This is a genomic window from Microbispora cellulosiformans (assembly GCF_008728085.1).
Classification (GTDB): Bacteria; Actinomycetota; Actinomycetes; order Streptosporangiales; family Streptosporangiaceae; genus Microbispora; species Microbispora amethystogenes.
The window spans coordinates 309,686-335,379 of the sequence record NZ_VYTZ01000006.1 but is presented as its reverse complement, the minus strand read 5'-3'; the positions used below and the strand labels follow the sequence as shown (position 1 = coordinate 335,379).

The 25,694-nt window shown below is 72.3% G+C and carries 21 protein-coding genes and 1 pseudogene; 9 read left to right on the top strand and 13 right to left on the bottom strand.

Annotated elements, in window-relative coordinates; genetic code table 11:
- Window positions 1–9: 9 nt before the first annotated feature.
- The gene (locus F5972_RS18595; protein WP_150934818.1) at window positions 10–672 is read right to left on the bottom strand and encodes a CBS domain-containing protein; all 663 of its coding nucleotides are present in this window, start codon (window positions 670–672) and stop codon (window positions 10–12) included.
- Between the two features lie 256 nt (window positions 673–928).
- On the opposite strand from F5972_RS18595, the gene F5972_RS18590 reads away from it, so the two are divergent.
- Together F5972_RS18590 and F5972_RS18585 are read left to right on the top strand one after the other, a co-directional pair.
- Complete coding sequence (locus F5972_RS18590) at window positions 929–1,630, top strand: CBS domain-containing protein (RefSeq protein ID WP_150934817.1); 702 nt, start codon at window positions 929–931, stop codon at window positions 1,628–1,630.
- Window positions 1,631–1,807: 177 nt separating this feature from the next.
- The gene (locus tag F5972_RS18585) at window positions 1,808–2,692 is read left to right on the top strand and encodes a PRC-barrel domain-containing protein (RefSeq protein ID WP_191910195.1); all 885 of its coding nucleotides are present in this window, start codon (window positions 1,808–1,810) and stop codon (window positions 2,690–2,692) included.
- 157 nt (window positions 2,693–2,849) lie between these two features.
- Here the strand turns inward: F5972_RS18585 and F5972_RS18580 are convergent, their stop codons facing one another.
- The 5 genes from F5972_RS18580 to F5972_RS18560 all read right to left on the bottom strand — a co-directional run bounded on the left by F5972_RS18580 (window position 2,850) and on the right by F5972_RS18560 (window position 9,238).
- Complete coding sequence (locus tag F5972_RS18580; protein WP_150934815.1) at window positions 2,850–3,389, bottom strand: FxsA family protein; 540 nt, start codon at window positions 3,387–3,389, stop codon at window positions 2,850–2,852.
- Window positions 3,390–3,472: 83 nt separating this feature from the next.
- Window positions 3,473–4,216 (bottom strand): polyprenol monophosphomannose synthase, encoded by a 744-nt coding sequence (locus F5972_RS18575; RefSeq protein WP_150934814.1) that lies wholly within the window; start codon window positions 4,214–4,216, stop codon window positions 3,473–3,475.
- A complete protein-coding gene (lnt, locus tag F5972_RS18570) occupies window positions 4,216–5,784 on the bottom strand; it encodes an apolipoprotein N-acyltransferase (protein ID WP_225311619.1) in 1,569 nt (522 codons plus the stop codon). Before lnt ends, F5972_RS18575 begins: the two co-directional genes overlap by 1 nt.
- Window positions 5,785–6,326: 542 nt before the next feature.
- The gene (locus F5972_RS18565; protein ID WP_150934813.1) at window positions 6,327–8,663 is read right to left on the bottom strand and encodes a HelD family protein; all 2,337 of its coding nucleotides are present in this window, start codon (window positions 8,661–8,663) and stop codon (window positions 6,327–6,329) included.
- Window positions 8,664–8,764: 101 nt separating this feature from the next.
- Window positions 8,765–9,238 carry an Lrp/AsnC family transcriptional regulator gene (locus F5972_RS18560; RefSeq protein WP_150934812.1) on the bottom strand — a complete coding sequence of 158 codons (474 nt, stop codon included), beginning with the start codon at window positions 9,236–9,238 and terminating at the stop codon, window positions 8,765–8,767.
- Window positions 9,239–9,740: 502 nt separating this feature from the next.
- Here F5972_RS18560 and F5972_RS18555 point away from each other — a divergent pair.
- Together F5972_RS18555 and F5972_RS18550 are read left to right on the top strand one after the other, a co-directional pair.
- Window positions 9,741–10,115 (top strand): annotated as a pseudogene (locus F5972_RS18555) (IS110 family transposase); the annotation flags it as partial.
- 490 nt (window positions 10,116–10,605) lie between these two features.
- On the top strand, window positions 10,606–11,112 hold the full coding sequence (locus tag F5972_RS18550; protein ID WP_191910194.1) for a DUF2716 domain-containing protein: 507 nt from the start codon (window positions 10,606–10,608) through the stop codon (window positions 11,110–11,112).
- Window positions 11,113–11,199: 87 nt separating this feature from the next.
- On the opposite strand, the gene F5972_RS18545 is transcribed toward F5972_RS18550, so the two are convergent.
- On the bottom strand, window positions 11,200–12,741 hold the full coding sequence (locus F5972_RS18545) for an acyl-CoA carboxylase subunit beta (protein WP_150935052.1): 1,542 nt from the start codon (window positions 12,739–12,741) through the stop codon (window positions 11,200–11,202).
- A 382-nt stretch (window positions 12,742–13,123) separates the two neighbouring features.
- Between F5972_RS18545 and F5972_RS18540 the strand changes: the two genes are divergently transcribed.
- Window positions 13,124–13,597, top strand: coding sequence for an SgcJ/EcaC family oxidoreductase (locus F5972_RS18540; RefSeq protein WP_150934810.1), 474 nt, complete (start codon window positions 13,124–13,126; stop codon window positions 13,595–13,597).
- Between the two features lie 114 nt (window positions 13,598–13,711).
- On the opposite strand, the gene F5972_RS18535 is transcribed toward F5972_RS18540, so the two are convergent.
- Window positions 13,712–14,455 (bottom strand): DUF2306 domain-containing protein, encoded by a 744-nt coding sequence (locus F5972_RS18535; RefSeq protein ID WP_225311617.1) that lies wholly within the window; start codon window positions 14,453–14,455, stop codon window positions 13,712–13,714.
- Window positions 14,456–14,512: 57 nt separating this feature from the next.
- Complete coding sequence (locus F5972_RS18530) at window positions 14,513–15,697, bottom strand: acyl-CoA dehydrogenase family protein (RefSeq protein ID WP_150934809.1); 1,185 nt, start codon at window positions 15,695–15,697, stop codon at window positions 14,513–14,515.
- Between the two features lie 418 nt (window positions 15,698–16,115).
- Here F5972_RS18530 and F5972_RS18525 point away from each other — a divergent pair, with 418 nt between their 5' ends.
- Window positions 16,116–17,513, top strand: coding sequence for an FAD-dependent oxidoreductase (locus F5972_RS18525; RefSeq protein ID WP_150934808.1), 1,398 nt, complete (start codon window positions 16,116–16,118; stop codon window positions 17,511–17,513).
- Between the two features lie 86 nt (window positions 17,514–17,599).
- Window positions 17,600–18,778 (top strand): epoxide hydrolase family protein, encoded by a 1,179-nt coding sequence (locus tag F5972_RS18520; protein WP_150934807.1) that lies wholly within the window; start codon window positions 17,600–17,602, stop codon window positions 18,776–18,778.
- Between the two features lie 52 nt (window positions 18,779–18,830).
- On the opposite strand, the gene F5972_RS18515 is transcribed toward F5972_RS18520, so the two are convergent.
- The 4 genes from F5972_RS18515 to F5972_RS18500 form a co-directional block, all read right to left on the bottom strand.
- Window positions 18,831–19,592, bottom strand: coding sequence for a DUF899 domain-containing protein (locus F5972_RS18515; protein ID WP_225311616.1), 762 nt, complete (start codon window positions 19,590–19,592; stop codon window positions 18,831–18,833).
- A gap of 189 nt (window positions 19,593–19,781) precedes the next feature.
- The gene (locus F5972_RS18510; RefSeq protein ID WP_150934805.1) at window positions 19,782–20,591 is read right to left on the bottom strand and encodes a TIGR03084 family metal-binding protein; all 810 of its coding nucleotides are present in this window, start codon (window positions 20,589–20,591) and stop codon (window positions 19,782–19,784) included.
- A 77-nt stretch (window positions 20,592–20,668) separates the two neighbouring features.
- Complete coding sequence (locus tag F5972_RS18505; protein WP_150934804.1) at window positions 20,669–22,348, bottom strand: FAD-dependent oxidoreductase; 1,680 nt, start codon at window positions 22,346–22,348, stop codon at window positions 20,669–20,671.
- A complete protein-coding gene (locus F5972_RS18500) occupies window positions 22,345–22,914 on the bottom strand; it encodes a DUF5987 family protein (protein WP_150934803.1) in 570 nt (189 codons plus the stop codon). Before F5972_RS18500 ends, F5972_RS18505 begins: the two co-directional genes overlap by 4 nt.
- A gap of 535 nt (window positions 22,915–23,449) precedes the next feature.
- On the opposite strand from F5972_RS18500, the gene F5972_RS18495 reads away from it, so the two are divergent.
- Both F5972_RS18495 and F5972_RS18490 read left to right on the top strand, forming a co-directional pair.
- Window positions 23,450–24,439, top strand: a complete 990-nt coding sequence (locus F5972_RS18495) for a ParB/RepB/Spo0J family partition protein (RefSeq protein ID WP_150934802.1) — start codon at window positions 23,450–23,452, stop codon at window positions 24,437–24,439.
- Between the two features lie 446 nt (window positions 24,440–24,885).
- A complete protein-coding gene (locus tag F5972_RS18490) occupies window positions 24,886–25,638 on the top strand; it encodes a helix-turn-helix domain-containing protein (protein WP_150934801.1) in 753 nt (250 codons plus the stop codon).
- Window positions 25,639–25,694: the final 56 nt, after the last annotated feature.

The window sequence follows — 25,694 nt, the reverse complement described above, 5'->3', positions numbered from 1 at the left end:
CGTGCCGCGCTACAGCAGCGGCGGCGCGATGAGCAGGTCGTCGACGAGGAAGGCGAGGTCGTCGGCGTCGACCTCCACGACGCCCTCGACCCGGCGTACGGCATGCAGCAGCGGCTTCACGACAGATCTGCGGGGCACCTGCCCCTTGATCGTGACCACTCCGCCGGAGACGGCGACGTCGAGGTCGCCGAGGTCGAGATCCATCCGGCCGGCGACCCGCTCGATCTCGGCCCGGATCTCCGCCGCGGGCCGTGCGAAGACGCGCAGCAGGTCGCCCTGGTGGACGGTGCCCACGATGCGGCCGCTCATGGCGTCGATCACCGGGAGCTGCTTGACGCGGTTGCGGTGCATCAGCCGGGCCGCGTCGCGCACGGGAGTGCCGCCGGTCACCGTGATCGCCGGTCGCGTCATGATCTCGCCGGCGTTCGTGCCCGCCGCCTTGCGCTGCTCCACACGCCGGCGCGGACCGCCGAAGACGCGCTCGCCCAGGTCGATCTCCTTCAGCAGCATGTCGTCCTCGGAGACCACTCCCACCGGGCGCCGGTCGGCGTCGATGACCGTGACCGCCCCCACGCCGAACCGCCGCATGGTGGCGACGAGATCCGCGAACGACGCGTCCATCCGCACCGCGATGGCCACCTTGCCCATGACATCCTTCACCTTCGCCGTCATGACGACGCCTCCCGTCTCTCCATGCCAGCGTGCCCCGCCGGCGTTCCCCCGGGTGAGCGGTGAAGGTCCCGAGTGGGCGGGACTTTCGGCCACCGCTCCCTCCGGGGGCGGGCACGCCCGCACCGGGGTTGGTGGCGAAGGGCCCGCACCGGGGTGGTGGCGAAGGGCCCGGCCAGGAGGGTCGTCGGTCCCTTCGCGCCGGGTCCGCGGCGCGGTGCGATGGGAGATGAAGGACCACGTCCGGAAGGAGCCGATCATGCACATGAAGGTGCGGGACGTCATGACGAGTGAGGTCGCCTCCGTCAATGGCAGCACGCCGTTCCGCGACGTGGCCGAGATCATGATCGCCCATGGGGTCAGCGCGGTGCCCGTCGTGGACGGCGAGGGCCACGTCATCGGCCTGGTCTCCGAAGCCGACCTGCTGCGCAAGGAGGAGTTCCGCGAGCAGTTCTACCGTGAGGGCTACCGGCCGCCCCTGCGCGCCCGGCTCCGCGAGGCCGTGGGGCACGGGACCGTACGGACCCAGGAGCGGGCCCGGGGCGTGACCGCGGCCGAGCTCATGTCCGCGCCCGCGTTCACCACCCGGCCGTACACCAGCGTGGTCAGCGCGGCCCGCCTGATGAGCGAGCACGGGGTGAAGCGCCTGCCGGTCGTGGACGACGAGGACGTGCTCGTCGGCATCATCAGCCGGCACGACCTGCTCAAGGTCCTCGCCCGCGGCGACGCCGACATCGCCCGCGAGATTCGCGACGACGTCGTCGGCACCTGCCTGTGGGCCGACCTGTCGGGCGTCGAGGTGTCGGTCGAGAACGGGGTGGTGACCCTCACCGGCTCCGTCGGACGCCGCTCGCAGGCCCGCGTCCTCACCCGGATGGTCGAGCGGACCAACGGAGTGCTGGGCGTGGCCGACCGCCTCGAATGGAAAGAGGACGACCTCGGCCCCTGGGAAGGACACTGACGAATTTTTCCGCCGGGGTTCCGTACCGCGGCGGGCACCGTTCACCTGGGCCGATGCGGACGGAGAACGGGTGCGGGGAAGACGCGGATGCCCGTGTTTTTGCGCGGAAGTGGTTTTCGCCGGCCGATCGGCGGTAGCCAGACAAGGACCGATAAAGCGAGAGACAAGGAGAAGCGCGTGATCACTCACGAGCAGATCCCCATGGTGCTCGACCACCCGGTCCACGACTCGAACGGCGACAAGATCGGCGATGTCGCGCACGTCTTCCTGGACGACGCGACCGGCCTGCCGAAGTGGCTCTGCCTGAAGACCGGCCTGCTGCACACCAAGCAGGCTTTCGTTCCCCTCCACGAGGCGAACGTGACGGCCGACGGGATCGAGGTCCCGTACGACAAGGAGCACGTCAAGAACGCCCCCGACGTCGACCTGGAGGAGGGCGGGCACCTGTCCGCCGAGCAGGAGCGCCTGCTCTACCGCCACTACGACATGGGCTGGGACGAGGCCTGGGAACGCGCCAACGAGCCCGGCAGCCTGACCGGCTGGGCCGACAGCGTCGGGCGGCGCGAGCGTGAGCGCCTGGGCCGCCCCGGCGAGACCGCGGACGGCACCGTCGATGACACCGTCGACGCGGGTACGGGGACGGACTACGCGGTGACCCACCGCGGGGAGCGGTACGGCACCGACGACCCGTCGCTCGGCTCCATGGACCGGCTGGACGCCGAGATCCCCGGTACGCGGCCCGGTGAGCCGCTCGCGCCGCGCGACCCGGCCACCCGTTCCGGCGAGCTCTTCGGCGGCGGCGACACCGGCGTCACCTCGAGCGAGCCGTACGACATGGACGATCCGGCGAGCAGGTCACAGGAGCGGTTCGAGGACGGCGACCCGGTGAGCGGTTCCGGGGAACGGTTCGCCGGCGACGCCGACACCCGCGCCGAGAAGCGTTTCGACGCCACTCCGGACATCCGCGCCGGGCAGCGTTTCGGCACCGACGCGAAGAACCGCGACCGTTACGAGGATCCGGACGCCGAGCGGGACCGCGACCATCGGGGCCCCGGCCTCTGATCCCGGTTCCGGCACGGGCGTTCGCCCGTAACCAGCCCCGTTGCCCCGGTGTGCCTCCGCCGCCGGGGCAGCGGCGTGTCCGGACCCCGTCCGCTCCACGCGTCGACGCATCCGGGGCCGGGCCGCGGCGGCGAGGCGTCCTGGGCCGGGGCTCGGGTCAGTGCGAGCGGTTGTCGCCGGGGGTCGAGAGGGGGTCCTCCTCGATCACCTCGCCGCGCACCACCCGGCCGCGGGAGCCGTCCCCGCGCCCGGACCGCGCCCGACCGGTTGCCGCCGGGTCCGGCTCCACCTGGCCGAACAGCGGCGCGTACGGCGAGCGGGCGGCGAGCGACCGTACGCGGCGGCCGAGGAACCACGACAGCCACCGGCGGGCGATCGGCCGGGTGAACGGGAGGATCAGGAAGAACCCGAACACGTCGCTCAGGAAGCCGGGGGTCATCAGCAGGGTGCCGCCGGCCACGATCATCGCGCCGTCGGCGAGCTCGCGGTCGGGCATCCGTCCCGACTCGACGGCGCCGCGCAGCGCGGCCCACGCCCGGCGTCCCTCACGGCGCACCAGCCAGGCTCCGACGAGGCTGTCGGCGATGAGCAGGGCGACCGTCTGCCACCCGCCGATCACGCTGCCCACCTGGATCAGAAACCAGATCTCCAGGACGGGCACCAGGAGGAACCCCAGGAACAGCCCGATCCGCACCATTTCTCGCCCCACTCACCCCGGCACCCGTACGTTGCGGTCAACGTCCCCGCGCCCGCCGGGGTTCCTGTGGATCGCCTTCGCGCTTATCGCCGTGGGCGAAACCGCTCCCCCAGGCCGGCGATGCCCCAGAGGGCGACGCGCCAGAACGCCTCAAGGATGATCTTACGGCTCATCTTGCTGCTGCCCACGGTGCGCTCGACGAACGTGATCGGCGCCTCCTTGACCCGCAGGCCCTGCCGTACGGTCCGGAGCGTGAGGTCCACCTGGAAGCAGTAGCCCTGCGACTCGACGCCGTCCAGCTCGATCTTCTCCAGGGTGGCCGCGCGGTAGGCGCGGAAGCCCGCCGTGGCGTCGCGGACCGGGATGCCGAGCACCAGCCGCACGTAGGTGTTCGCGCCCCGGGACAGGAACTCGCGTGAGACCGGCCAGTTGACGGTCTTGCCGCCGGGCACCCAGCGCGAGCCGATGGCGAGGTCGGCGCCGTCGGCCACCAGGTCGAGCAGCTTGTGCAGCTCCTCGGGCTGGTGGGAGCCGTCGGCGTCCATCTCCACCAGCACGTCGTAGCCCTCGGCGAGGCCCCACCGGAACCCGGCGATGTAGGCCGCGCCCAGCCCCTGCTTGCTCGTCCGGTGCATGACGTGCACGTGGTCGTCCCGCTCCGCCAGCTCGTCGGCGATGCGGCCGGTGCCGTCCGGGCTGTTGTCGTCGGCGACGAGGAGGTGGACGTCGGGCAGCGCCTCCCGGAGCCGCCGCGTGATCAGCGGGAGGTTCTCCCGCTCGTTGTACGTGGGGACGATAACGAGCACCCGCCCTGGGGTCCGCTCCATCAGCTTCTCCTCCGCCCAGAGATGGCCCCAGAGATGGCCGCCACCGTCGCTCCGGCTCCCATGAGTACCAAAACCCACTCCGGTAGCGCACCTACCCGCGCCGCCACCGTCTTCTGTGTCCTGACCGGCACATCCAGCACGTTCATGCCCGCCACGAGCTCACCGGTCCGCCAGCCGACCCGGCCGTCCGGGCCGACGTACGCGGAGATCCCCGTGGTCGCGGCGGTGACCACCGCGCGGTTGAACTCCACCGCGCGCAGCTGCGACATCGCGAGCTGCTGCGGGGGCAGGTTGGTGAGCGCGTAGCTGGCGTTGTTGGTCTGCACCACCAGCGGTGTGCCGCCCGCCAGCACCGTGTCGCGCACCGTGCCGTCGAACGCGACCTCGTAGCACTCCACCGCGCCGATCGTGACCGGCCCCATCCGCAGCGCGCCCGGCCGGTCGCCCGAGACGGACTGCCGGCCGACCAGGTTGGCCCGCGACGACAGGGCCAGGAACAGATCCTTGAACGGGGTGTACTCCCCGAACGGCACGAGCCGCCGCTTGTCGTAGTACGCGCCGGGCCCGGTGACCGGGTCCCAGACCACCCCGCGGGTGGCGCGGTTCTCGGCCCCGATCTTGACGACCGCGCCGACCAGGATCGGCACGCCGATGTCCTTGGCCGCCGAGTCGATGACCTCCCGGGCGTACGCGTTGTCGTAGGGGTCGATGTCGGTGGAGTTCTCCGGCCAGACCACGATGTCGGGGCGCGTGAGCGTGCCGGCGCGCACGGCCTGCGCCATGCGGTGCGTCTCGTCGGCGTGGTTGCGCAGCACGACGGCGGGTTCGTCGCCGAGGAAGTTCATCCCCCGCCCAGGGACGTTGCCCTGGATGACCCCGATCCGCACAGTCCTGCCCTCGTCGCCGGGCCGGGGCACGACAAGCCCCAGCACAGGTACGGCTATCGCGGCGAGGAACGTTCCGGCAACCACCCGGTCGGCGCGCCACCTCTGCGGACGCCCCCTGACCAGCGCGGCGAGCAGTGCGCCGGTGAGGGCCACGGTGAAACTTACAAGCGGGGCGCCGCCCAGCGCGGCGAAGCCCGTGTACGGCGACTCGCCCTGGCTGAAGGCCAGCCGCGCCCAGGGGAAACCCCCGACGGGGAACAGCCCCCTGGCCCATTCCTGCGCCACCCACAGGCAGGCGACCCACAGCGGCCACAGGCGCAGCCGCATCACGAGCACGGCCGCGACGGCCAGCCCGGCCCAGAACAGGCTCTCGACGCCCACCAGGGCCAGCCAGGCGTCGTCCCCGATGGGGCGGACCCACGCCAGCGTGGGCAGCAGGAACGCGAGCCCTCCCGCGTACCCGATCCAGGCGGCCCGGCGGAGGCGGGCGCCGCGCAGCGCGAGGGCGAGCAGCGCCACGCCCAGCGGGGCGCAGAACCACCAGCCGGACGGCGGGAAGGCCAGGTAGAGCAGTACGCCGCCAACGACGGATGCGGCGAGGCGGGCCGGCGCCTCCGGCGCCCGCCACGAGCCCGCGCGGGAGGCGGCCGACGCCGGCTCCTGCGCCGTCTTCAATGCCACGGAGCGGTCTCTCCTCGCCTCTTCCGAGCACCGGTGCGTCTGTTGGAAGCCCGATGACCTGCCGCGAGCCGGTGCCACGCCTGCCCCGTACTCACCGAGGTCCAGGGTCGCAGACGACTCCGGAGCCCGCCAAACCGAGCCCCGGCCACTCTACGGCCGCCGCAGTGGTGATCTTCGCGAAGAGGAGAGGGGGAAAGGGGTCCCGGGCGCCCTTCGGACCGGTTCCGTCCCGTCGGCGGCGGGCGCGGAGCTCCGTTGTCTACTGGGCGCCCGGGCCCCTCCTGGGTCCAACCCCCCGGCCGGCTGGGGTGCCCCGCCTAGGCGGGACGCGGCTCTGCGCCTGGTGTGCTGACGGAGGTGTTCCCAGGTCAGGCCCGGGAGCCACGCTCCGTCATCGACGCAGGAGCCGACGGCGCCACAGTACGGCCAACCGGTCAGTCCCGTGCTGGACTGCGCAGCAAACTACCGACCTCAGCGCAGTTGTCAACCACCCTCCGACCAGCGCAAACACCACGTTTCCGCAGGTAGGAGGGGTGTCCGGCTCAGCGCCGTCCCAGGCCCTCCAGAACCTCCGGCAGCTCACCCCTGTGGACGACTCCGAGGCGGCTCGTGGCGCGGGTGAGGGCGACGTAGAGGTCGCTCGGCCCACGGGACGACTCGCGCAGGATCAGCCCCGGCTCGACCACGATCACCGCGTCGAACTCCAGCCCCTTGGCCTCGGCGACCGGCAGCACCGCGACCGGCGCGTCCAGCGCCGCCGGGCCCGTCCCGACCGCGGCGCCCGGCACCGCCGACCGGACGATGTCCCCGATCTCCGCCGCCATGCCCGCCGGGACGATCACCACGACGCGGCCCTCCTCGACCACCTCCGCGGCGGCCAGCGGGCCCGTCTCGGCCAGGGAGGCGACCGGCAGGGCCCACGGCCGCTCCCCGGTCTCCCGCACCGACTCCGGCGCCTTGAGGTCGGGGCCGACGAGCTGGAGCACGCGGGCGGCGACCTCCATCAGCTCGGCGGGGGTGCGGTAGTTGACGGTGAGGCGCTCCTCACGCCACCGGCCCGCGACGTACGGGTCGAGGACCCGGCCCCAGCTCGCGGCGCCCGCGGCCGACCCGGTCTGCGCGATGTCCCCGACGATCGTCATCGACCGGCTCGGGCAGCGGCGCATCACCATCCGCCAGGCCATCTCCGACAGCTCCTGCGCCTCGTCCACGATCACGTGGCCGAAGGCCCACGTACGGTCCCTGGCGGCCCGCTCGGCGGTCGTGAGGTAGGGGTCGTCGGCCTGGTGCCGCTCGGCGAAGCGCTCGGCGTCCATCACGTCGGCGAGGCCGGTCAGCTCCAGCACCTCACGGGCGTAGGCGATGCGCTCCTCGCGCTCCTGCTCGGCCCTGCGGGCCGCGCGCAGCACGCCCTCGTCGATGTCCCCGAGCAGCTCGGCGGCCTCGTCGAGCAGCGGCACGTCGGCCTCGCTCCACCAGTTCTCCCCCTGCTTGTCGCCGGGCCTCTCGCCCGGCCTGGGGGGCTCGCGCAGCAGCAAATCGCACTCCCGCGCGTCCAGCCCCGCCGCGGTCATCCGGCCGCGGTCGGTGAACAGGCCGATCAGCAGCTGCTGGGGCGTGAGGTACGGCCACAGCCGGTTGAGCGCCACCCGCACCGGTTCCTCGGTGCGCAGCTCCTCGCGCAGGTCGGCGAAGTCGGCCTCGTCGAGCGAGGCCCGCCCGAGGTGCCGGGCCGCCTGCCGGGTGAGCGCGGTCAGCAGGTGCCGGACGAACACGGCCCTGGCCTGGTTGTGCGGCCGGCGCGAGCGGCCGGCCTTAGAGCGGGCCGCCTCCAGCGTCTGCCGGTCGAGGGTGAGGGTGAACTTGTCGAGCCTGATCTGCACGGGCGTGCGCGGCATCCGCTGGCGCTCCCGCACGGCCCGCTCGATCACCCGGGCCATCGCGCCCCGGCCCTTGACCGCGGCGGCCTCGGCGGGCTCCCGCCTGCCCGGGGTGACCCCCGGATACAGCTCGCCGGCCGTGGACAGCAGCACGTCGGTCTCGCCGAGGGACGGCAGCACCTGCTCGATGTAGCGCAGGAACGTCGGGTTGGGCCCGAGGATCAGCACGCCGCGCCGTTCCAGCCGCTCCCGGTAGGTGTAGAGCAGGTAGGCCGCGCGGTGCAGGGCCACCACGGTCTTGCCGGTGCCCGGCCCGCCCTGGACGACGAGCACGCCGTTCAGGTCGCTTCGGATGATCTTGTCCTGCTCGGCCTGGATCGTCGCGACGATGTCGCGCATGCGGCCGGTGCGCTTCTCGCCGAGCGCGGCCAGCAGGGCCGCCTCGCCGTTCAGCGTGGCCCGGTCGGCCTCGCTGATGCGGTCGAGGTCGAGCAGGTCGTCGTCGATCGAGGTGACCGTACGGCCACGGCTGTGCAGGTGGCGCCGCCGGGTGACGCCCATCGGGGCGGCCGGGGTGGCCCGGTAGAACGGCTGCGCGACCGGGGCCCGCCAGTCGATCAGCAGCCGCTGCTGGTCGTCGTCGGACAGGCCGATGCGGCCGATGTAGAGCCGCTTCTCGTCGACCTGGTCCTGGCCGGTCTGGTCCTCGCCGGCGTGGCTCTCCTCCGCCCGGCTCTCCTCCGGCTCGCCGTCGTCGGCGAGGTCGAGGCGGCCGAAGCACAGGCCGTGCTCCACGGCCCACAGACGGGCGAGACGCTGGGCGTACATGCCGGCGAACGAGTCGCGCTCCGAACGGTTCTGGTGGGTGCCGGAGGCCCCCTGGGCCAGCACGGCGTCGAGCTGCCCGCGCGTGCGTTCCCGCAGCACGTCGAGGCGCTCGTACAGCGTCGCGACGTACTTCTGCTCCCGGGCCAGCTCGCCCGTCGAAGATGGTGGCATAGGCCGCCAGATTCTACGTGCCGTCCCGCCCTTCCCCATCATCGGGCGTGACGAAGTCACATATGCGTCCCCTGGTGGGACGTTTGCCCGCTTTGGTTAGGTCACCCCTCGGCGGCGCCCACGTCCGGTTCCCTTCCGAGCACCGGGGAGCGGTAGTCGTACGGCGTGCTGAGGACGACCGTCGTGCGGGTGCTGACGTTCGCGGAGGCGCGGATCTGCTGGAGCAGTTCCTCCAGGGCGAGCGGCGAGGCGACGCGAACCTTGAGGATGTAACTTTCATCCCCCGCGACGCTGTGGCAGGCCTCGATCGCGGTCAGATGGCTGAGCCGCACCGGGGCGTCGTCCGGCGCGGAGGGGTCGTTCGGCTTGATCGAGACGAACGCCGTCAGGGGCAGACCGATCTCGTCGTAGTCGACGAGCGCGGCGTATCCACGGATCACTCCGCGCTTTTCGAGCCTGCGTACGCGCTGGTGAACGGCGGAGACCGACAGCCCGGTCTCCTTGGCCAGATCGGTGAAGCTCATCCGGCCGTCCGCCGCCAGCAGCGTGACGATGCGGCGATCTATCTCCTCCACCCCTGCAACGGTAGCGGCGGCGGGACCCGGCCGGGGAATCGCCGCCGGACCCCGGTGACGGTGGAACGATCTCACTCCCGGGCCCTCACCGGCGCGGCCTCACTGCGCCTCCTGATAGAGGGGCTAACGGTGATCGCTAGGAAGGAGCGGGCGGGTATCGACGCCTACGGCCCTCCCGGGGTTGGAACCCTTCTCTGAGACTGCAGCGCGTCCGTCCCATAACCCCTGGCGATCACCGTTGGTTGTGATGGAAGTTCGTGTCCGGAGCCGCCTGCAGGGCTATCTCTGCCGTTGCGTGAGCCGGTGAGCTCTTGATCGAAACGGGGGACCCTGCGGTCTGCTGGGGTCGTGAACGGCTTGTGGGAGGTCGGGCCAAGAGCCCTGCTATTAGGACGCACGCCTGCCCCCGTACGGCTTCGACCAGCAGTTATGCCGAACAGAAGGGGAGAAGTCGGACATCACCTGCGGGATCGACTGGGCCGAAACCCATCACGACGTCGCGTTGGTCGACGCCGCGGGCACGCGCGTGGCCAAGTTACGCATCAGCGACGACGCCGCCGGCTTCGCCGCCCTGCTGACGCTGCTGGCCCAGCATGGCGACACACCGGACGATCCGATACCGGTCGCCATCGAGACCTCACGAGGGCGGCTGGTGGCCTGCCTGCGCGCGACCGGCCGCCCGGTGCAAGCGATCAACCCGCTCGCGGTCGCCCGCTACCGCGAGCCCTACTCGATGGCGCCTAAGAAGTCCGACGCGGGGGACGCGATGCTGCTGGCCAACATCCTGCGCACGGATGCCGCCGCGCACCGGCGGCTTCCCGACGACTCCGAGCAGGTTCAGGCGATCCGTGTCCTGGCCCGCGCCCAGCAAGACGCCGTGTGGGATCGCACCCAGCTCCTGCTGCGGCTGCGCAGCCTGCTGCGCGAGTACTTCCCCGCGTTCTTGCAGGCGTTCGGCAAGGCCGACGAAGGCCTGGCCGTTGCGGTCCCCCGCACGCTGCTGGAAGCCGCCCCCGACCCAGCCGCCGCCGCAGCCCTGACGCCCGAGCAGATCGCCGACCTGCTCATCAAGGCCGGACGGCAGCGCTTCATCACCAGGACCGCTCAACGCCTGCATGAGCTGTTCCAGGCGCCGCAGATGCGGCAGCCACAAGCGGTCGAGCGGGCGTTCGGCCGGCAAGCGCTGGCCCTGCTGCGCCAGTTCAACGCCGCCATCACCAGCTGCGACGAACTCGCCGCCGCCACCGTGGAGGCGTTCGAACAGCACCCCGACGCGCAGATCATCGCGCCTTCCCACCGGGCCACAACCATCAGCACGAGCAGGTCCCGCCCCGGACCCGCCGGCACCCATCGCTTACGGTCACCTCGTGACCGCCCCCGCCTGGCAGCAGATCAAGCCGGAACGCTACGAGGACTTCTGGGCGCCCTTCGACGCCCGGTTCAGCTTCCGGCCCGGCTACGAGCAGAACGGCGAACCCGCACTCAACGAGCCGATCCCGTCGGTGACCATCAACCTGGCCCCCATCTTCACCGGCGAGCCGGCCCAGTTCGCCGCCGCCGGAGACGCCATCAACGCGCTCGGCCTGCTTGCCATGACTCGCGCCTTGCCCGCCTCACAACGGCTGCTCGTGCTCGACTGGCAGCACCCCAGCTGGTGGTTTTGGCCCCACCGTCAGGCCCTCGACCCCGAACCACGCTGGCCAGTGGAGGTCTTCCCCAACGGGGACTACTACGTCTTCCTGTCCGAAGACATGACCACCGGCACCTTCGGCCACCCATGGGAACAGACCCTGTGCATCTTCGGCGACCCGCTGGTCAACGCTTTGGCGCCGCTCCTGACGTCATGGCTGCCGACCAAACGCGTCAAACCATGACGTCACCACCATCGCAGGGGGCTCCGCCCCCTGCACCCCCGGCCCTCGGACGGAGATGCGCTTGACAGCCAACCCCTGTGGGAGGTCTCAGAGGGGGATGTTGCCGTGCTTGCGGGGAGGCGGCTGCCGGCGCTTGTTGCGCAGCATCGCGAGCCCCCGCGCGACCGCCGCCCGGGTGTCCGCCGGATCGATCACGTCGTCGACCAGCCCCCGCTCCGCCGCGAAGTACGGATGCATGAGCTGCGCCGTGTATTCCGCGACGAGCTCGGACCGCAGCCCGTCGGGATCGGCGGCGGCGGCCAGTTCCCTGCGGTGGATGACGTTCACGGCGCCCTCGGCCCCCATCACCGCGATCTCGTTGGTGGGCCAGGCGAGCGAGAGGTCGCCGCCGATGGACCGCGAGTCCATGACGATGTACGCCCCGCCGTACGCCTTGCGCACGATCACCTGGACGCGCGGCACCGTCGCCTCGCAGTAGGCGTACAGGAGCTTGGCGCCGTGCCGGATGATCCCCGCGTGCTCCTGGTCGGTTCCCGGCAGGAAGCCCGGCACGTCGACCAGCGTCACCAGCGGGATCCCGAAGGCGTCGCAGAAGCGCACGAACCGGGCCGCCTTCTGGGCGGCGTCCGCGTCGAGCACCCCGGCCAGCACCATCGGCTGGTTGCCGACGGCTCCGATCACCTCCCCGTCGACGCGGCCCAGGGCGCAGACGACGTTCCGCGCCCAGCCCTCGTACACCTCCAGGAACTCCCCGTCGTCCACGATCTCGGCGAGCACCGTCCGCATGTCGTACGGCTTGCTCGCCTCCACGGGCACGATCTCCGGGAGCCGCGGGCGCACGTCCGTCGTCGCGCCGCACGGCGGCAGGGCCGGCGAGGGTTCCATGTTGTTGCCCGGCAGCAGCGAGACGAGGTAACGCACGTCCTCCAGGCAGCTCTCCTCGTCGTCGTGGACGAACGCGGCCACCCCCGTGCGCCTGCCGTGGACGTCGGCGCCGCCGAGTTCGTCGTGGCCGACCTCCTGCCCGGTGACGGCCCGTACGACGTCGGGGCCGGTGAGGTACATCCGCGCGACGTCGCGCACCATGAAGGTGAAGTCGGCGAGCGCCGGGGAGTAGGCCGCTCCCCCGGCGCAGGGCCCGAGGATGACGCTGATCTGCGGCACGACCCCCGACGCCTGCACGTTGCGGCGGAAGATGCCGCCGTAGCCGTCGAGGGACATGACCCCTTCCTGGATGCGCGCCCCGCCGCTGTCGTTGATCCCGATGAGCGGCGCGCCGTTCTCGACGGCCAGGTCCATCACCTTGTGGATCTTCTCCGCGTGCGCCTCGCCGAGCGAGCCGCCGAAGACGGTGAAGTCCTGGGCGTAGACGAAGACCCGGCGGCCGCCGATCGTCCCGGAGCCCGCCACGACGCCGTCGGTGTGCGGGCGCTGCTCGGCCATGCCCAGGGTGTGGGCCCGGTGCCGCCGGTAGATGTCGACCTCCACGAACGACCCCTCGTCGAGCAGGAGGTCCAGCCGTTCGCGTGCCGTGCGCTTGCCGAGGGAGTGCTGCCGGTCGACCTGTTCGCGCCGCCCGGCCAGGATGCGCCGCCGCAGCCGCCCGTGCTCCTCGCGGAGCACGGGCATCGGCCGCGCCTGGTCCGCCGGCTCGGGCACCCGGCCGCCGGCGGGAGGGCGTCCGTCCCGGCTCCCGCCGCCCTGACGGGGCACCGCCACCGGGAGGAATTCAGTCCGCGGAGTCGCCACCGCCTCTCCCCTCCTCGCTCGTCGTTTTCGCCGTCCTCGCCGTATCGTCGCTTTTTCCGGCCGGGCCGGGCATCTCCTGAATTGCGCACAGAACAGCAGGTGAAACGCCGGAATTCGCGGCTCCGCATTCTCGGATATGCGGGCCGGTACGCCCGGTGGAACGATGCGAGAACGCGGGAATTCATTTACGGGCGTTTTCCGCGTGGCCGGACCGGCCCGGCGCCGACCGGCCGCTCGCGCAGAAAGGCGAAAGGGAACAGCGATGACCAGTACACGCCCCACAGCCGGGACCCCCGCGGCGCCGGCCGTGACCGTGAGTCAGGACGACGCGGCGGCCGTGCTCTCGGTGATGCGGTCCCTGTCCGGCGCGTGGGCCGGGCACGACGCCGAGACCATGGCGAAGCTCTACACCGACGACGCCACCCTGATCCTGCCCGGCGTCACCTACCTCAAGGGCCGCGCCGCGATCAGCGACTACATGGACGCCGCCTTCGCGGGGAAGTGGAAGGGCACCCGGGTGGCCGGTGTCCCCCTGGAGCTCAGGTACGCCGCCGACGACGTGATCGTGCTGGTCTCGCAGGGCGGGGCCTACCGGCCGGGGTCGGCCGAGGTCACGGCGGAGGACGCCATCAGGGGGATGTGGCTCTTCACCAGGCGGGACGGGCAGTGGGCCATCAGCGGCTACGTCAACACGCCGCTGGGCGCCGCGGTCCCGCTCCCCGACACAGCCGGCTGAGACACGGCCGGACACGAGGAAGGGCGGAGGCGCCGGTCACCCGGCGCCTCCGCCCTTCTCCGTCACTTCATGCACTTCACTTCATGCACTTCATGAGACGTCACTTCGTGGAACTCACCCGGCGAGCCCGGCGAACCCGGCGGCGGGACGGGTGCGCCTCCGGTCGATCCACCACTGCACGACGACGAGGTTCACGACCCAGCCCAGCCAGCGGGCGGCCTCGATGAGGTAGACCGGGTCGACGGCGACCGGCAGGTGGGTCCCCACCACCACGATGGCCAGGCCCGTGTAGTTGATGCCGGCCACGATCGCGAAGTTGTAGAGCATCCAGCGGCGGTGCTCGGCGAACCGGCGGCGCCGCGCCATGCGATACCCCATCACCGTCGTGACCAGCCAGAGGACGGCCGCCGTGGAGACGCCGACGCGGCCGGGCACGGGCGTGAACGGCAGCATGACGACCGCCGCCACCGCGCTCGGGATCGCACCGGCGAAGACGTACACGCGTCCGGACCACCGGTGGACCGCCGGATGGCGCCGGCGCAGCCACGGCCACATCTGCAGGAAGATCGTCACCTGCGCGACGGTGCCGAAGACGATGTGCCCGATCAGCACGGCGTACTTCGGCGGAAAGGCCGCGGGCAGGACGACCCGGGCCCGGGCCGGGTCCAGCGTCAGGTACGGCGGCAGCTCGTAGGCGAGGAAGGCCGCGACCACGATCCCCAACGGGATGATCCACGGCCTGCGCCACCAGGCGCGGGGCCGCCGCGCCGCGGGGGCGGGCGGGCGGCCGCCGGGCCGCCCCTCCGGCCGCCGGACCGGCGTCGCCCGCGGCGCCGTCCTCTCCGTGTCCGGAATCACCGTCGGTTCCTCCTGTCGGCATCGGTGCGTCGCCGCCGGGACGGCCGGGGGCGCGGATCAGATGTAGAGCGTGTTCGGTTCGAGCCCGCACAGGACGCGCCCGTACAGCTCGTAGTTGGTGTCGGGGTGCAGGATGGCGTGCAGGTTGAGCGTCTGGGCGTCCCGCGCGATCCGCTGCATCGGCACCGAGGTGTAGACGGAGGAGGCCCCGCTCGCGGAGTTGTAGACGTCCACGGCCTCCTTGGCCCGCTCGTAGGCGCAGCCCAGGTCGAGCCGGATGCGGGCCCGCTCCTCGATCTCCCACTCCTCCCCCGCGGCGCTCTTGTGGTCCAGCAGCGCGGCCGCGCGGTGGGCGTGGAACTCGGCCTCGTCGATCAGCGCGGCGGCCTTGGCCACCTTCAGATGGGTGATCGGCGCCTCACGCTGGCTCTCGTAGGCGGTGTAGGTGATCTTCCGTCCGGGCAGCCGCTCGAAGAAGACCTCCCGCGCGGCCCGGGCGAGGCCGAGCACGGTGCCGACGGTGGAGGTGGCGGCGGTCGGCAGCATCGGCGTGCGGTAGACCGGCGTCGCGGCGTTCCGCTCGGACGCGTAGTGCTCCTGAAGCACCGGGCCCATCGGCAGGACCCGCCGCATCGGCACGAACAGGTCCCTGGCCACGGTCGTCACGCTGCCGGACGCCCGGAGCCCGGAGGTGTGCCAGTCGTCGACGATCTCCAGGTCGGACACCGGGACCAGGGCCAGGACCGGCCACTGACCGGCGCCGTCCGGGGTGGGCGCCATCGCGACGATCGAGTTCCACTCGCTGTGCAGCGCACCGGTGTTGAAGGCCCATCTGCCGTTCACCGTGAGGCCGCCGTCGGCGGGGGTCGCGGCGCCGCCCGGGCTGAGCAGCCCGGACACCCGCACATCGGGGGTGGCGAAGACCTCGTCCTGGACCTCGTCGGGGAACAGGCCGGTCAGCCAGGAGCAGATCGACCAGACCGCGAAGGTCCAGCCGGTGGACGCGTCTCCCCGCGCCAGCTCGGTCACGACGTCGACGACGGTGCGCGTGTCGCACTCGTAGCCGCCGTACCGGGCGGGCACGCGCAGCCGGAGCAGGCCGGCGTCCGCGATCGCCTCGACGACCTCGTCGGGCAGCCGTCTGTTCTCCTCCGCCCAGCTCGCGTGCTTCTGGAGCAGCGGCACCAGTTCCGAGGCGCGACGAACCAGTTCGTCCCTCGTCGGTGCTGTTGCGATGTCCATGGAGCGCTCCTCGTGAAGGCAGCCCCGCCGGTGCCGCGCACCGCCGAGGTCGTCGACGTCCTGGCCGGGCCACGCCGCCGGAACCCGCACGTCGGCGGTGGCGGCGCGGTCGCATATCCGACCCTCGCCCATTCGTTTCTCGCGGCGCTTCTTCTGGATTGCACTCACAGCGCAATCGATGAGAAGCCCTCGCATCGGCCGGTGGAGAAGCATTCATGGTGGCGGTGCGCCGGCTCGCCCGAAGGCGTCCGGCGGCCCGGGCCGGTCGCCGTACGGCGCCGCGGCTTTCCGCGTGCGGCGTCCTGCGGAAAGCGCCGCGGAAACGGTGCGCAAACAGCGCGGAAGCAGTGCCGCACGGAAATCGCGCCGCGCGGAGACAGGCCCTTTTCCTTATCGAGCGTTCGAGGAGATGACCGCAATGGGCAACCGGGTCGCGGACCGAGTGGTGCTGCTGGGCGGGAGCATGTGCGGCCTGCTGGCGGCCAGGGTGCTCGCCGACGCGTTCGCCGAGGTCGTGATCGTGGACCGGGACGACCTGACGGACGTCACCGGCCCCCGGCGGGGCGTGCCGCACGGCCGCCACGCGCACGGCCTCGTCGCGCGCGGCCACCAGATCCTGGAAGGGCAGTTTCCCGGCCTCACCGAGCAGATGCGCGCGGCGGGCGTCGAACCGGGCGACTTCAACGGCGACATCCGCTGGTACGTCAACGGGCGGAGGCTCAAGCCGTCCCGGTCAGGGCTCGTCTCCGTGCCCGCCACCCGGCCGGTCCTGGAGCACCACGTCCGCCTGCGGGTACGGAACATCCCCAACGTGGTCTTCATGGAGGGGTACGACGTCGCCGGACTGGCGACGACCCCGGACGGGGACACGGTGACCGGGGCCCGGATCCAGCGGCGGGCGGAGGGCTCGCGGGAGGAGGTGCTGGACGCCGACCTCGTGATCGACGCCACCGGCCGGGGGTCGCGCGCCCCGGCGTGGCTGGCCGACCTGGGCTACGCGCGGCCGGAGGAGGAACGGGTCACGATCGGGCTGGCCTACACCACCCGCCACTACCGGCTGCGTTCCGACCCGTTCGGCGACGACCTGGCGATCATCCCGGCCCCGACGCCGGATCATCCGCGCGGCGCGTTCTTCTACAAGCTCCCCGGCTACGGCGGGCGGATCGAACTGTCGCTCACCGGGATGCTGGGCGACCACCCGCCGGCCGACCCCGAGGGGTTCGAGGCCTTCGCGCGGTCGCTTCCGGTGCCCGAGATCTACGAGGCGATCCGGGACGCCGAACCGCTGGACGACCCGGTGACGTTCCGGTTCCCGGCGAGCGTCTGGCGGCACTACGAGCGCCTCGGCCGCTTCCCCGAGCGCCTGCTCGTCATGGGCGACGCGGTGTGCAGCTTCAACCCCCTGTACGCCCAGGGGATGACCGTCACGGCGCTGGAGTCGCTGACGCTGCGGCGGCACCTCGCCTCCGGCCGGCTGCCCCGGCCCGCGGCGTTCCTCCGCGACGTCGCCGCGAACGTGCGCGGGCCGTGGGAGTTCTCCGCCGGGGCCGACCTCGGCTACCCGGGTGCCGAGGGGCGGCGCACGCCGCGGACCCGGCTCGCGAACGCGTACGTGGCCCGCCTGCAGAGCGCGGCGGTGCACGACGCACGGCTCGGCGACGCCTTCATCCGGGCGGCCGGGCTCATCGACCCCCCGCAGGCCCTCCTACGTCCCGCCAACGTGGCGCGCGTCCTGCGGCACATGTGGCGACGGCCCGCCGAGGACGACCCCGAGACGCGGGCGGTACGGCGGAGCGACGCGGTCGCCGACGTGTGACCCGGGCCCGTCACGCACAACCGTGACCCAGAGCCGTGATCCAGAGCCGTGACCACGGCAGACGACGAACCCACGAGGTGGTGTCCATGCGCCAGTTCCATATCGACATCCCGGAAGCCGACCTCGACGACCTCCATCGGCGGCTGGCCGCCACCCGGTGGCCCGGGGAGGCGCCGGGCGGCGGGTACGCCGGCTGGGACCGCGGGGTCCCCCTCGACTACCTGAAGAGCCTCGCCGGCTACTGGCGGACGGGCTTCGACTGGCGGGCCGCGGAGGCGCGGCTCAACCTCCTGCCCCAGTTCGTCACCGAGATCGACGGGGTCGACGTGCACTTCGCGCACGTGAGGTCCCCCGAGCCGGACGCCCTGCCGCTGGTCGTCACGCACGGCTGGCCGGGCTCCTTCGCCGAGTTCGCGGGGATCGCCGGGCCGCTGACCGACCCGGCCGCGCACGGCGGAGACCCCGCCGACGCCTTCCACCTGGTGATCCCCTCCATGCCCGGCTACGGCTTCTCCGGCCATCCCCGGGAGGAGGGGTGGTCCACCGACCGGGTGGCGCGGGCCTGGGCGGAGCTGATGCGGCGGCTCGGCTACGACCGGTACGTCGCCCAGGGCGGCGACTGGGGCATGCCGGTCTCCCTGCGGCTCGGCCTGGCCGACCCCGCCGGAGTAGCGGGCGTGCACCTCAACATGTTCGCCGCGTTCCCGCCCGAGGACCCGGCCACCTGGGGCGAGCTGAGCCCGTCCGACCTGGAGCGGCTGGACTTCGCCCGTCGCTTCGAGGAGGACGGGTCGGGCTGGCGCAAGATCCAGTCGACCCGCCCGCAGACCCTCGCGTACGCGCTGACCGACTCGCCCGCCGGTCAGCTCGCCTGGATCGTGGAGAAGTTCTTCGAGTGGACGGACTCCGCCAGGGCGCCGGAGGACGCGGTCGACCGCGACCAGATGCTGACCATCGCCGCCCTCTACTGGTTCACGCGGTCGGCCGGCTCCAGCGCCCAGCTCTACTACGAGTCCAGCCACCACGACGCGGACTTCGTACGGACCTGGGGCGGGCCGTGGTCGCTCCGCGCGCCGGTCGGCGTCGCGTGCTTCCCGGCCGACGCGGTGCGGCCGGTCCGCTCCTTCGCCGAGCGGGTCCTGCCGTCGCTGGCGCGGTGGACCGAGTTCGACCGGGGCGGCCACTTCGCGGCGATGGAGCAGCCCGCGCTCCTGGTGTCCGACATCCGCGAGTTCGCCCGCACGCTCCGCGATCCAGGCAGGTGACGACGCCGCCCGGTGAGCGGCACAGCCGGCCGGTGTGGCGACCGGCCGGCTGTCACGCGTCCGGGCCGTACTCGTCGTGGCGGCGGACCCAGGACATGAAGGGGCCGTCGCCGCGGCCCGGGGGCGACTCCCAGTCCTCCTGCCGCCCGAGCGCGGTGAGGTCCAGCCAGTTGTAGGTCGCCGTGAGCAGGTCGGTGCCGCGCGCGTACGTCGAGTAGGTGTGGAAGACCGCGCCGTCCCGCCGGTCGCGGAGGAACACGCTGACGCCGTGGATCTCCCGTAGCTCCGCGCCGGTGTACCAGGGCTCGCCGGCCCGCTCGTGCTCCGCCTTCGTGCGGTAGTTGTAGAAGATCGGGGCGACCGACTCGTCCACGGTGACGTGGAAGTCGTGGTTGAAGTCGCCGCCGTAGGACGAGTACCAGGGGATCTGCCAGCCCATCCTGGCCCGGTACGCCTCGATCGCGCCGAAGGGGGCGCGGGACACCAGGGCCAGCGTGGTGTCGCGGGCGTGCAGATGGGCCAGGTGGCCGATGCCGTCGACCGTCAGCGAACAGCTCCGGCAGCCGGCGTCCCAGCCAGGGTCGAACATGAAGTGGTAGACGATCAGCTGGCGGCGGCCCTCGAACAGGTCGGGCAGCCTCGCCTCTCCGTGCGGCCCGGTGAAGAGATACTCCTTGCCGATCCTGACCATCGGCAGCGACCGGCGCCGCGTGTTGACGGCGTCGCGGGCGCGGGTGAGCGCCTTCTCCTCGGCCAGCAGTTCGACGCGGGCGGCCAGCCACTCGTCCCGCGACGCCACGCGGGGCAGGTTCACGTTCCTGTCCGGTTCTGTCGTGCCCGGTTCCATGCGGTTCCTCCGGGTTCGTCTCAGGCTTCTTCCGGTCGTGCGACGGCCCCGGTGCCGTAGGGCACCGGGGCGCGGGAGAGGATAGCCGATCCGGTTACGTACCGCACACCCCCTGTCACTCTTCGCCCGGACCGCTCTTCGCACGGGCGCGGTCTCCTACCCGTTCGCCGCGTCCAGGGCCGCGAACTGGCCCGGCGTACGGCCCTCACCGGCCGGCCCGCGGTAGGCCTGGGCGATGCCGAGCCACCGTTCGGCGTCGGGGCCGACGGCGGTCAGCGCGAGGTCGTCAGGGTGCCGCCGCCGGGTCACCAGCAGGCAGAAGTCGGCGGCGGGGCCGCTGATCCGCTGCTCGGCGTCCGGCGGGCCGAAGGCCCACACCTCGCCCGACGGTGCGGTCAGCTCGTAACGGAACAGCACATCCGGCCGGGTCAGGCCACGCGACTGGTAGCCGAAGTCCCACACCATGACCGCGAACCCGACCAGGTGCCTGATCCGGTCGGTCCACTCGCGCCGTACGCCGAGGGCGTCGTAGACGTCCTGGCCGTGCGCGACGACCTCCATGAGCCCGGCGCAGGCGAGCACGGACGGCGGCAGCGGCCGCACCAGCCAGGGCACCGTCCGGTCCGGCGGGACCGCGGCCAGCGCGCCGATCGCGGAGGTGCGCTCGGCCCGCCAGCGGGCGAGCAGCTCCGGCGGCTCGGCCAGGTACCGCTCGACGGCGGCGTTCACCGCGCCGTTGAAGTCGCGCGAGGCGGCGCTGGTCATCGTGGTGAACGCCTCGGCGTCCGAGGCGGCCGTACCGGCGAGGTTGAAGATGAAGGCGAGGTGCGCGATCTGGTGCGCGACCGTCCACCCGGGCGCGGGAGTGGGCAGCGCCCACTGCGCGGGTTCCAGGTCGGCGACCAGCTTGTCGAGTTCGTCGCTCTCCGCGGCCAGATCGCGGAAGACGTCCGGCGAGTCCGTCATCTGTCCGTCCTTTCGGCGGTGGATTCTCGGGTTGATTCCGGTGGTCGAGCAGGTTCGCGGGCTCCGCGGCGGCGGCGTCACCGCCTGGTCAGGCCGCCGGCCAGGGAGGCCACTCCGCGCCGCCCGCTGGTGGAGCCGTCGGGCGCGGGCGCGCCGTACCTGACCGGGACGCCCCGCTCCCGCGCCGCCTCGACGATGGCGGGCATGGCCCGCTCGGCGAGCGCGGCGATGGTCATCGCGGGGTTGACCGTCAGCGCCCCAGGCACGGCCGAGCCGTCGGTGACGAAGATGCCGGGATGTCCGCGCAGTTCGTGGCGGTCGTCCAGCGCGGAGCTCGCGGGGTCGTCGCCGATGCGGCAGGACGCCAGCGGGTGCACGGTGTAGGCGCCGACCACGTCGTTGGTCCACGGCATGACCTCGGCCAGCCCGTCGCGCTCCAGGATGTCGCGCACCGCGGCGTCCGCCTCGCTCCAGCCGCGCAGCGTGTTGGCGGTGGGGTGGTAGCTCAGGTTGCCGCGGCCCAGCATCTGCTGGGAGAGGCGCATCGCGTTCCCGGTGGCCGGAGGCGGCCCGAAGACGCCTTCGTTGTCGTCCTCGACCATGATGAAGACGGTCAGCCACGACTGCCAGCGCCGCAGGATCTCCTTCTTCTCCACGCCGAACCACGCGGGCCCGGTCGCGCCGGGCGCCTGGGCGAGGATCGTGCCCAGCCCCGGCGGGAAGTACAGCTGCTCCAGGGAGAACCGGGAGTGCTCGGGCAGCGACGGGTCGAGCCGGTCCCAGTTCGCCACGACCGGGCCGCGGCCGATCTGGTTGGCGGCGTACGCCAGGCCGTCGCCGCGCTCCAGGCCGAGAACCTCCCGCACCCGATCTTCGTCGACGATCGCGGTGTTGAGCCGTTCGCCGTTGCCGGAGAAGTAGCGGCCCACCGCGTACGGCATCGGGCCCAGGGCAGGCTCGGAGCGTTGCAGGATCACCGGCGTCGCGCCGGCTCCGGCCGCCAGCACCACCAGCTTGGCGTCGATGACGCCGCTGGAGTCGTGCACCCGGTAGTCCTCGCCGTCGACGACGTTGTAGTGGACCCGGTAGCCGCCGTCGTCGGTGCGCGACAGGTGCTGCACCTCGTGCAGCGGCCGGATCTCGGTGCCGTGCGCGATCGCGGCGGGCAGGTAGTTCAGCAGCAGGGACCTCTTGGCGTCGAACCTGCAGCCGGCCATCATCCAGTTGCAGTTGGTGCACCTGTCGTTGTCCACCGCGACGGGCACCGGGTTGGCCGTGCCGCCCGCGTGCGCGCACGCCGCCGCCCACAGGCCGCCCGCGTACGTCACGTCCGGCCAGTCCTGCCGGCTGACGGGCAGCGCCTCGGCGACGCGGTCGTACCAGGGGTCCAGGGTGTCCCGGGTCAGGGCCGCGGGCCACATCCGCCTGCCGATGCTGCCCCTGCGCTCGAAGACGAACCCCGGCGCGCGGGGCATCGCCGCGAAGTAGACGACGCTGCCGCCGCCCACGCAGTTGCCGCCGAGCACGCTCATCCCGTCGCCGACGACGAAGTCGAAGATCCTGGTGTAGGAGGAGCCGAGCTTGAAGTCGTGGTCGAAGTCCTCGCCCTTGAGCCAGGGGCCGCGTTCGAGCAGCACGACCTTGGCGCCGCCCGCGGCGAGATGATAGGCGGCGATCGCCCCGCCGAAGCCGCTGCCGATGACGAGGACGTCGGTGCGCTCCGTGGCACTTCCGGTGCCGCCTCCGGTGCCGCTCATGCCGGGCTCCCCGATGCCGTGGTGCCGGGATGACGCCGCGCCAGCGGCCGGCCGTACGAGTACTCGGGGAAGCGCCACAGCCCGTCGGAGTCCGGCGCGGCGAGGTTCATGGCGGCCAGCCCCGGATGTCCCGCCGCGATGGCGTCGAGGGTGTGCATGTGCGCCGCGGTGTCGAACGCCATGTTGCTGAACAGCGCCAGGCTGATCCACAGCTCCTTCTCCGGATGGCCGGGGGCGGTGAGCGTCTGGACCAGGGCGACCCGGTCGTCGAACGGCAGGGCGACGAACCCGGGCAGCGCGGGATCGAGGGAGAGCCCCTCGCGGGCCGCGTGCTCCCGCGCCCGCTCGTTCAGGGTCGTGACATACCAGTCCAGCCCCTGCGACAGCCCGGCCGCCGGCGTCTCGATCAGTTCGACGGCCCCCGCCGCCACGGCTCCGGGGCCGGACGCGGCGCCCGCGACCGCCCGGTCGCCGGGGAACCGCTTCTCGCCCGGGACGATCGTGTCCGCGAACGCTTCGAGCGTCAGCACTCTGACCTTCACATCGTCGTTTTCCTCCGGCCGCACGATATTCACCTCCTGTTGCCGCGTCCGTTCGATTTCTCGCGGATTTCGACCGCGTCCTTTCGGCACGTCCTTTTCCGCGCATCCTTTTCGGCGCATCCTTTTCGGGGCGCTCTCGGATATACCGGCCGGACATCCGCCAATCCATCGTCCGAGCCCGGCCGGGCGCCGCGCATCTTTCAAAATGTCATCCCGATGTCGCCCCGCGGCGGCGGCCGCCGATATGCCCGGCCGTACGGCGAGGGCGGGGGCGCCTGCGACGCGCGGTCCAGGATGCCGCGGCGCGAGACCGAACTTGACGCGTTTGCCCTCCTTTGTGCGGGGTAGCCAGGACATCGCCTCGACGTTTCGCAAGGAGCGGAGAGGATCGGCGCGACCAGGTGAGAAAGAGCGGACGACCGGCCGAGGTCCCCGCTCCGCGCTCGCATGCGCGCGCGAATGTTTGACAAAACGGCCTGGCCCGTCGCCTGCCCGGCGGCTCGCCCACCAGGTCCTCTCGGAAGTCCGGCTCGTGCGCGGAAGGGAGGAGTGCTGGACGATGGGATCGCGAGCGCGCCCCGGAGGGTCGGAGACCCACGTCGTCGCGGTCGACGCGCTGATGCCGGGGTTCTCACCGCGACACGTCGAGGACCGGGCCCACGCGCAGCGGCTGGCGCAGACGGAGACACCGCTTCCCCCGATCCTGGTGCACCGGGACACGATGCGGGTGATCGACGGAATGCACCGGCTCAGGGCCGCGCGGTTGAACGGCCGCCGGCACATCGAGGTGACCTTCTTCGACGGGAGCGAGGAGGACGCCTTCGTCCGTGCGGTCGAGGAGAACGTCGCGCACGGCCTGCCGCTGTCACTGGCCGACCGCAAGGACGCCGCGCTGCGGATCCTCGCCGCCTATCCGCAGTGGTCGGACCGGGCGATCGCCACGCGCACCGGCCTGGCCGCCAAGACCGTGGGCGCGCTGCGCGACTGTTCGTCCGGCGAAACGCCCCAGTCGAACACCCGGCTCGGCTCCGACGGGCGCGTGCGCCCGCTGAGCGCGACGGAGGGCAGGAAGCGGGCGGCCGAGGCGATCAGCGAGCTGCCGGAGACGTCGCTGCGGGAGATCGCGAAGATCGCCGGAGTCTCCCTCGGCACGGCCCACGACGTCAGGGCCCGGCTGCGGCGCGGCGACGCCCCTGTTCCGGCCGGCCGCCGGGGCGGCGGGCGGCGGGGGCAGGAGCCGTCCCGCCCTACCGCGGGTGCGGGCGGGCGCGCCGTACGCGCGGCCACCGCCCGGGACAACTCGGCTCTGCTGCGGAGGCTGATGCGGGACCCGGCGCTGCGGCACACCGACCCGGGCCGGCAACTGCTCCGGCTTCTGCAGGGCCGGTCCATCGCCGTCGAGGACTGGGCCCGGCTGGTCGACGCCGTTCCCGCGCACTGCGCGGAGGCCGTCGCGGAGATCGCCCGGCGGTGCGCCGCCAGCTGGGCCGAGTTCGCCCGCGAGCTGGAACGCCGCCGCGTCGCGGAGCGGGACCCGGCGACCGAATAGGCGCCCGGCGTCGCGCGCCGAATTCAGGCGGAATTCGCCCGCCACATCGTGTGCCGATGACGGCTGCCCGTTTTCCGGACCGGTCCGTCTTTCCGCCTGCCGTTTATCGCGGTGTGCCGATCGCGTGACCGCCTGCCGCGCTTCACGGGCGGGTCGCGTTCAAACGCGGCCGATTGACTGAGAATACGCAGCTGCTAGCCTTGATTCATGCGCTTGACAACCTTGACAACACCTGCTCCGGGCTGCGGCGCATATCGGAGTGCGACCGGCCGGCCCGCAGGTCGGAGAACGACCGGGCCTGGGCGCTGACAGGCACCGTGCCGGGGCTCGCGCTCCTCCCTTCATCTCGGATCTGCTGATCCCGACTGCTACAGGAATTACGCCGTCCTGCCGTCGTGTCTCTCGCGGCGGGACGGCGGCACCCCGCGACTCCGGGAAGGAATTCGATGAACGACGGCAGAGAACAGGCCGTGCGGCGCGCGGTCAGATCCATCAGGGAGAATTTCGGCGAACCACTCACCATCGACGACCTTGCCCGCGCGGCGATGTTCAGCAAGTTTCACTTCACCCGCGTTTTCCAGCAGGTGACGGGCGTGTCCCCGGGGCGGTTCCTGTCCGCCATCCGGCTGCAGGAGGCGAAGCGGCTCCTGCTCTCGACCACGCTGAGCGTCACGGAGATCAGCAACCGGGTCGGCTACACCAGCGTGGGCACCTTCAGTTCGCGGTTCAAGAGCAGCGTGGGCCTCTGCCCCAGCACCTACCGCCAGGTCGGCGGGGTCGCCTCCCGTATCCCGACGGAGGAGCGCCGCCCCGGCTCCCACCGGGTGGCCCTCCGCGGGGAGATCTCCTCGCCGCAGGTCCCCGGGCAACGCACGATCTTCGTCGGCCTGTTCCCCGACGCCATCCCGCAGGGGCGGCCGGTCCGGTGCCGGGTCCTGCACCACCCCCAGCCGTTCGTGCTGGAGGACGTCCCGCAGGGCTCGTGGCACCTGCTGGCCCAGTCCGTCACCGGCGGGCGCGAGGAGTACATCGACGACCTGCCGCCCTTCGTCGCCGCCTATGGGCCGATCACCGTGCGGCCGGGCGTGAGCATGGCGCCGGTGCGCCTGAGACTGCGGCCCATGCGCGACCTCGATCCTCCCGTGCTGCTGGCCCTTCTCGACGCCCGCCGGACGGCGCTCCAGGCCACCGCCGGCTGAGCCCGTGTGACTCCGCGCCCAGAACACCGCCGAGAACACGTGACGACGACCCCGGG

What these genes read in the sequence shown, in the direction of transcription:
- F5972_RS18540 (WP_150934810.1), top strand. Translation starts at nt 13,124, where the DNA reads ATGACCAGTACACGCCCCACAGCCGGGACCCCCGCGGCGCCGGCCGTG.
- F5972_RS18580 (WP_150934815.1), bottom strand. Translation starts at nt 3,389, where the DNA reads ATGGTGCGGATCGGGCTGTTCCTGGGGTTCCTCCTGGTGCCCGTCCTG.
- F5972_RS18490 (WP_150934801.1), top strand. Translation starts at nt 24,886, where the DNA reads ATGAACGACGGCAGAGAACAGGCCGTGCGGCGCGCGGTCAGATCCATC.
- F5972_RS18495 (WP_150934802.1), top strand. Translation starts at nt 23,450, where the DNA reads ATGGGATCGCGAGCGCGCCCCGGAGGGTCGGAGACCCACGTCGTCGCG.
- F5972_RS18525 (WP_150934808.1), top strand. Translation starts at nt 16,116, where the DNA reads ATGGGCAACCGGGTCGCGGACCGAGTGGTGCTGCTGGGCGGGAGCATG.
- F5972_RS18505 (WP_150934804.1), bottom strand. Translation starts at nt 22,348, where the DNA reads ATGAGCGGCACCGGAGGCGGCACCGGAAGTGCCACGGAGCGCACCGAC.
- F5972_RS18545 (WP_150935052.1), bottom strand. Translation starts at nt 12,741, where the DNA reads ATGCCCGTGCTCCGCGAGGAGCACGGGCGGCTGCGGCGGCGCATCCTG.
- F5972_RS18590 (WP_150934817.1), top strand. Translation starts at nt 929, where the DNA reads ATGCACATGAAGGTGCGGGACGTCATGACGAGTGAGGTCGCCTCCGTC.
- F5972_RS18565 (WP_150934813.1), bottom strand. Translation starts at nt 8,663, where the DNA reads ATGCCACCATCTTCGACGGGCGAGCTGGCCCGGGAGCAGAAGTACGTC.
- F5972_RS18520 (WP_150934807.1), top strand. Translation starts at nt 17,600, where the DNA reads ATGCGCCAGTTCCATATCGACATCCCGGAAGCCGACCTCGACGACCTC.
- F5972_RS18595 (WP_150934818.1), bottom strand. Translation starts at nt 672, where the DNA reads ATGACGGCGAAGGTGAAGGATGTCATGGGCAAGGTGGCCATCGCGGTG.
- F5972_RS18510 (WP_150934805.1), bottom strand. Translation starts at nt 20,591, where the DNA reads ATGACGGACTCGCCGGACGTCTTCCGCGATCTGGCCGCGGAGAGCGAC.
- F5972_RS18530 (WP_150934809.1), bottom strand. Translation starts at nt 15,697, where the DNA reads ATGGACATCGCAACAGCACCGACGAGGGACGAACTGGTTCGTCGCGCC.
- F5972_RS18575 (WP_150934814.1), bottom strand. Translation starts at nt 4,216, where the DNA reads ATGGAGCGGACCCCAGGGCGGGTGCTCGTTATCGTCCCCACGTACAAC.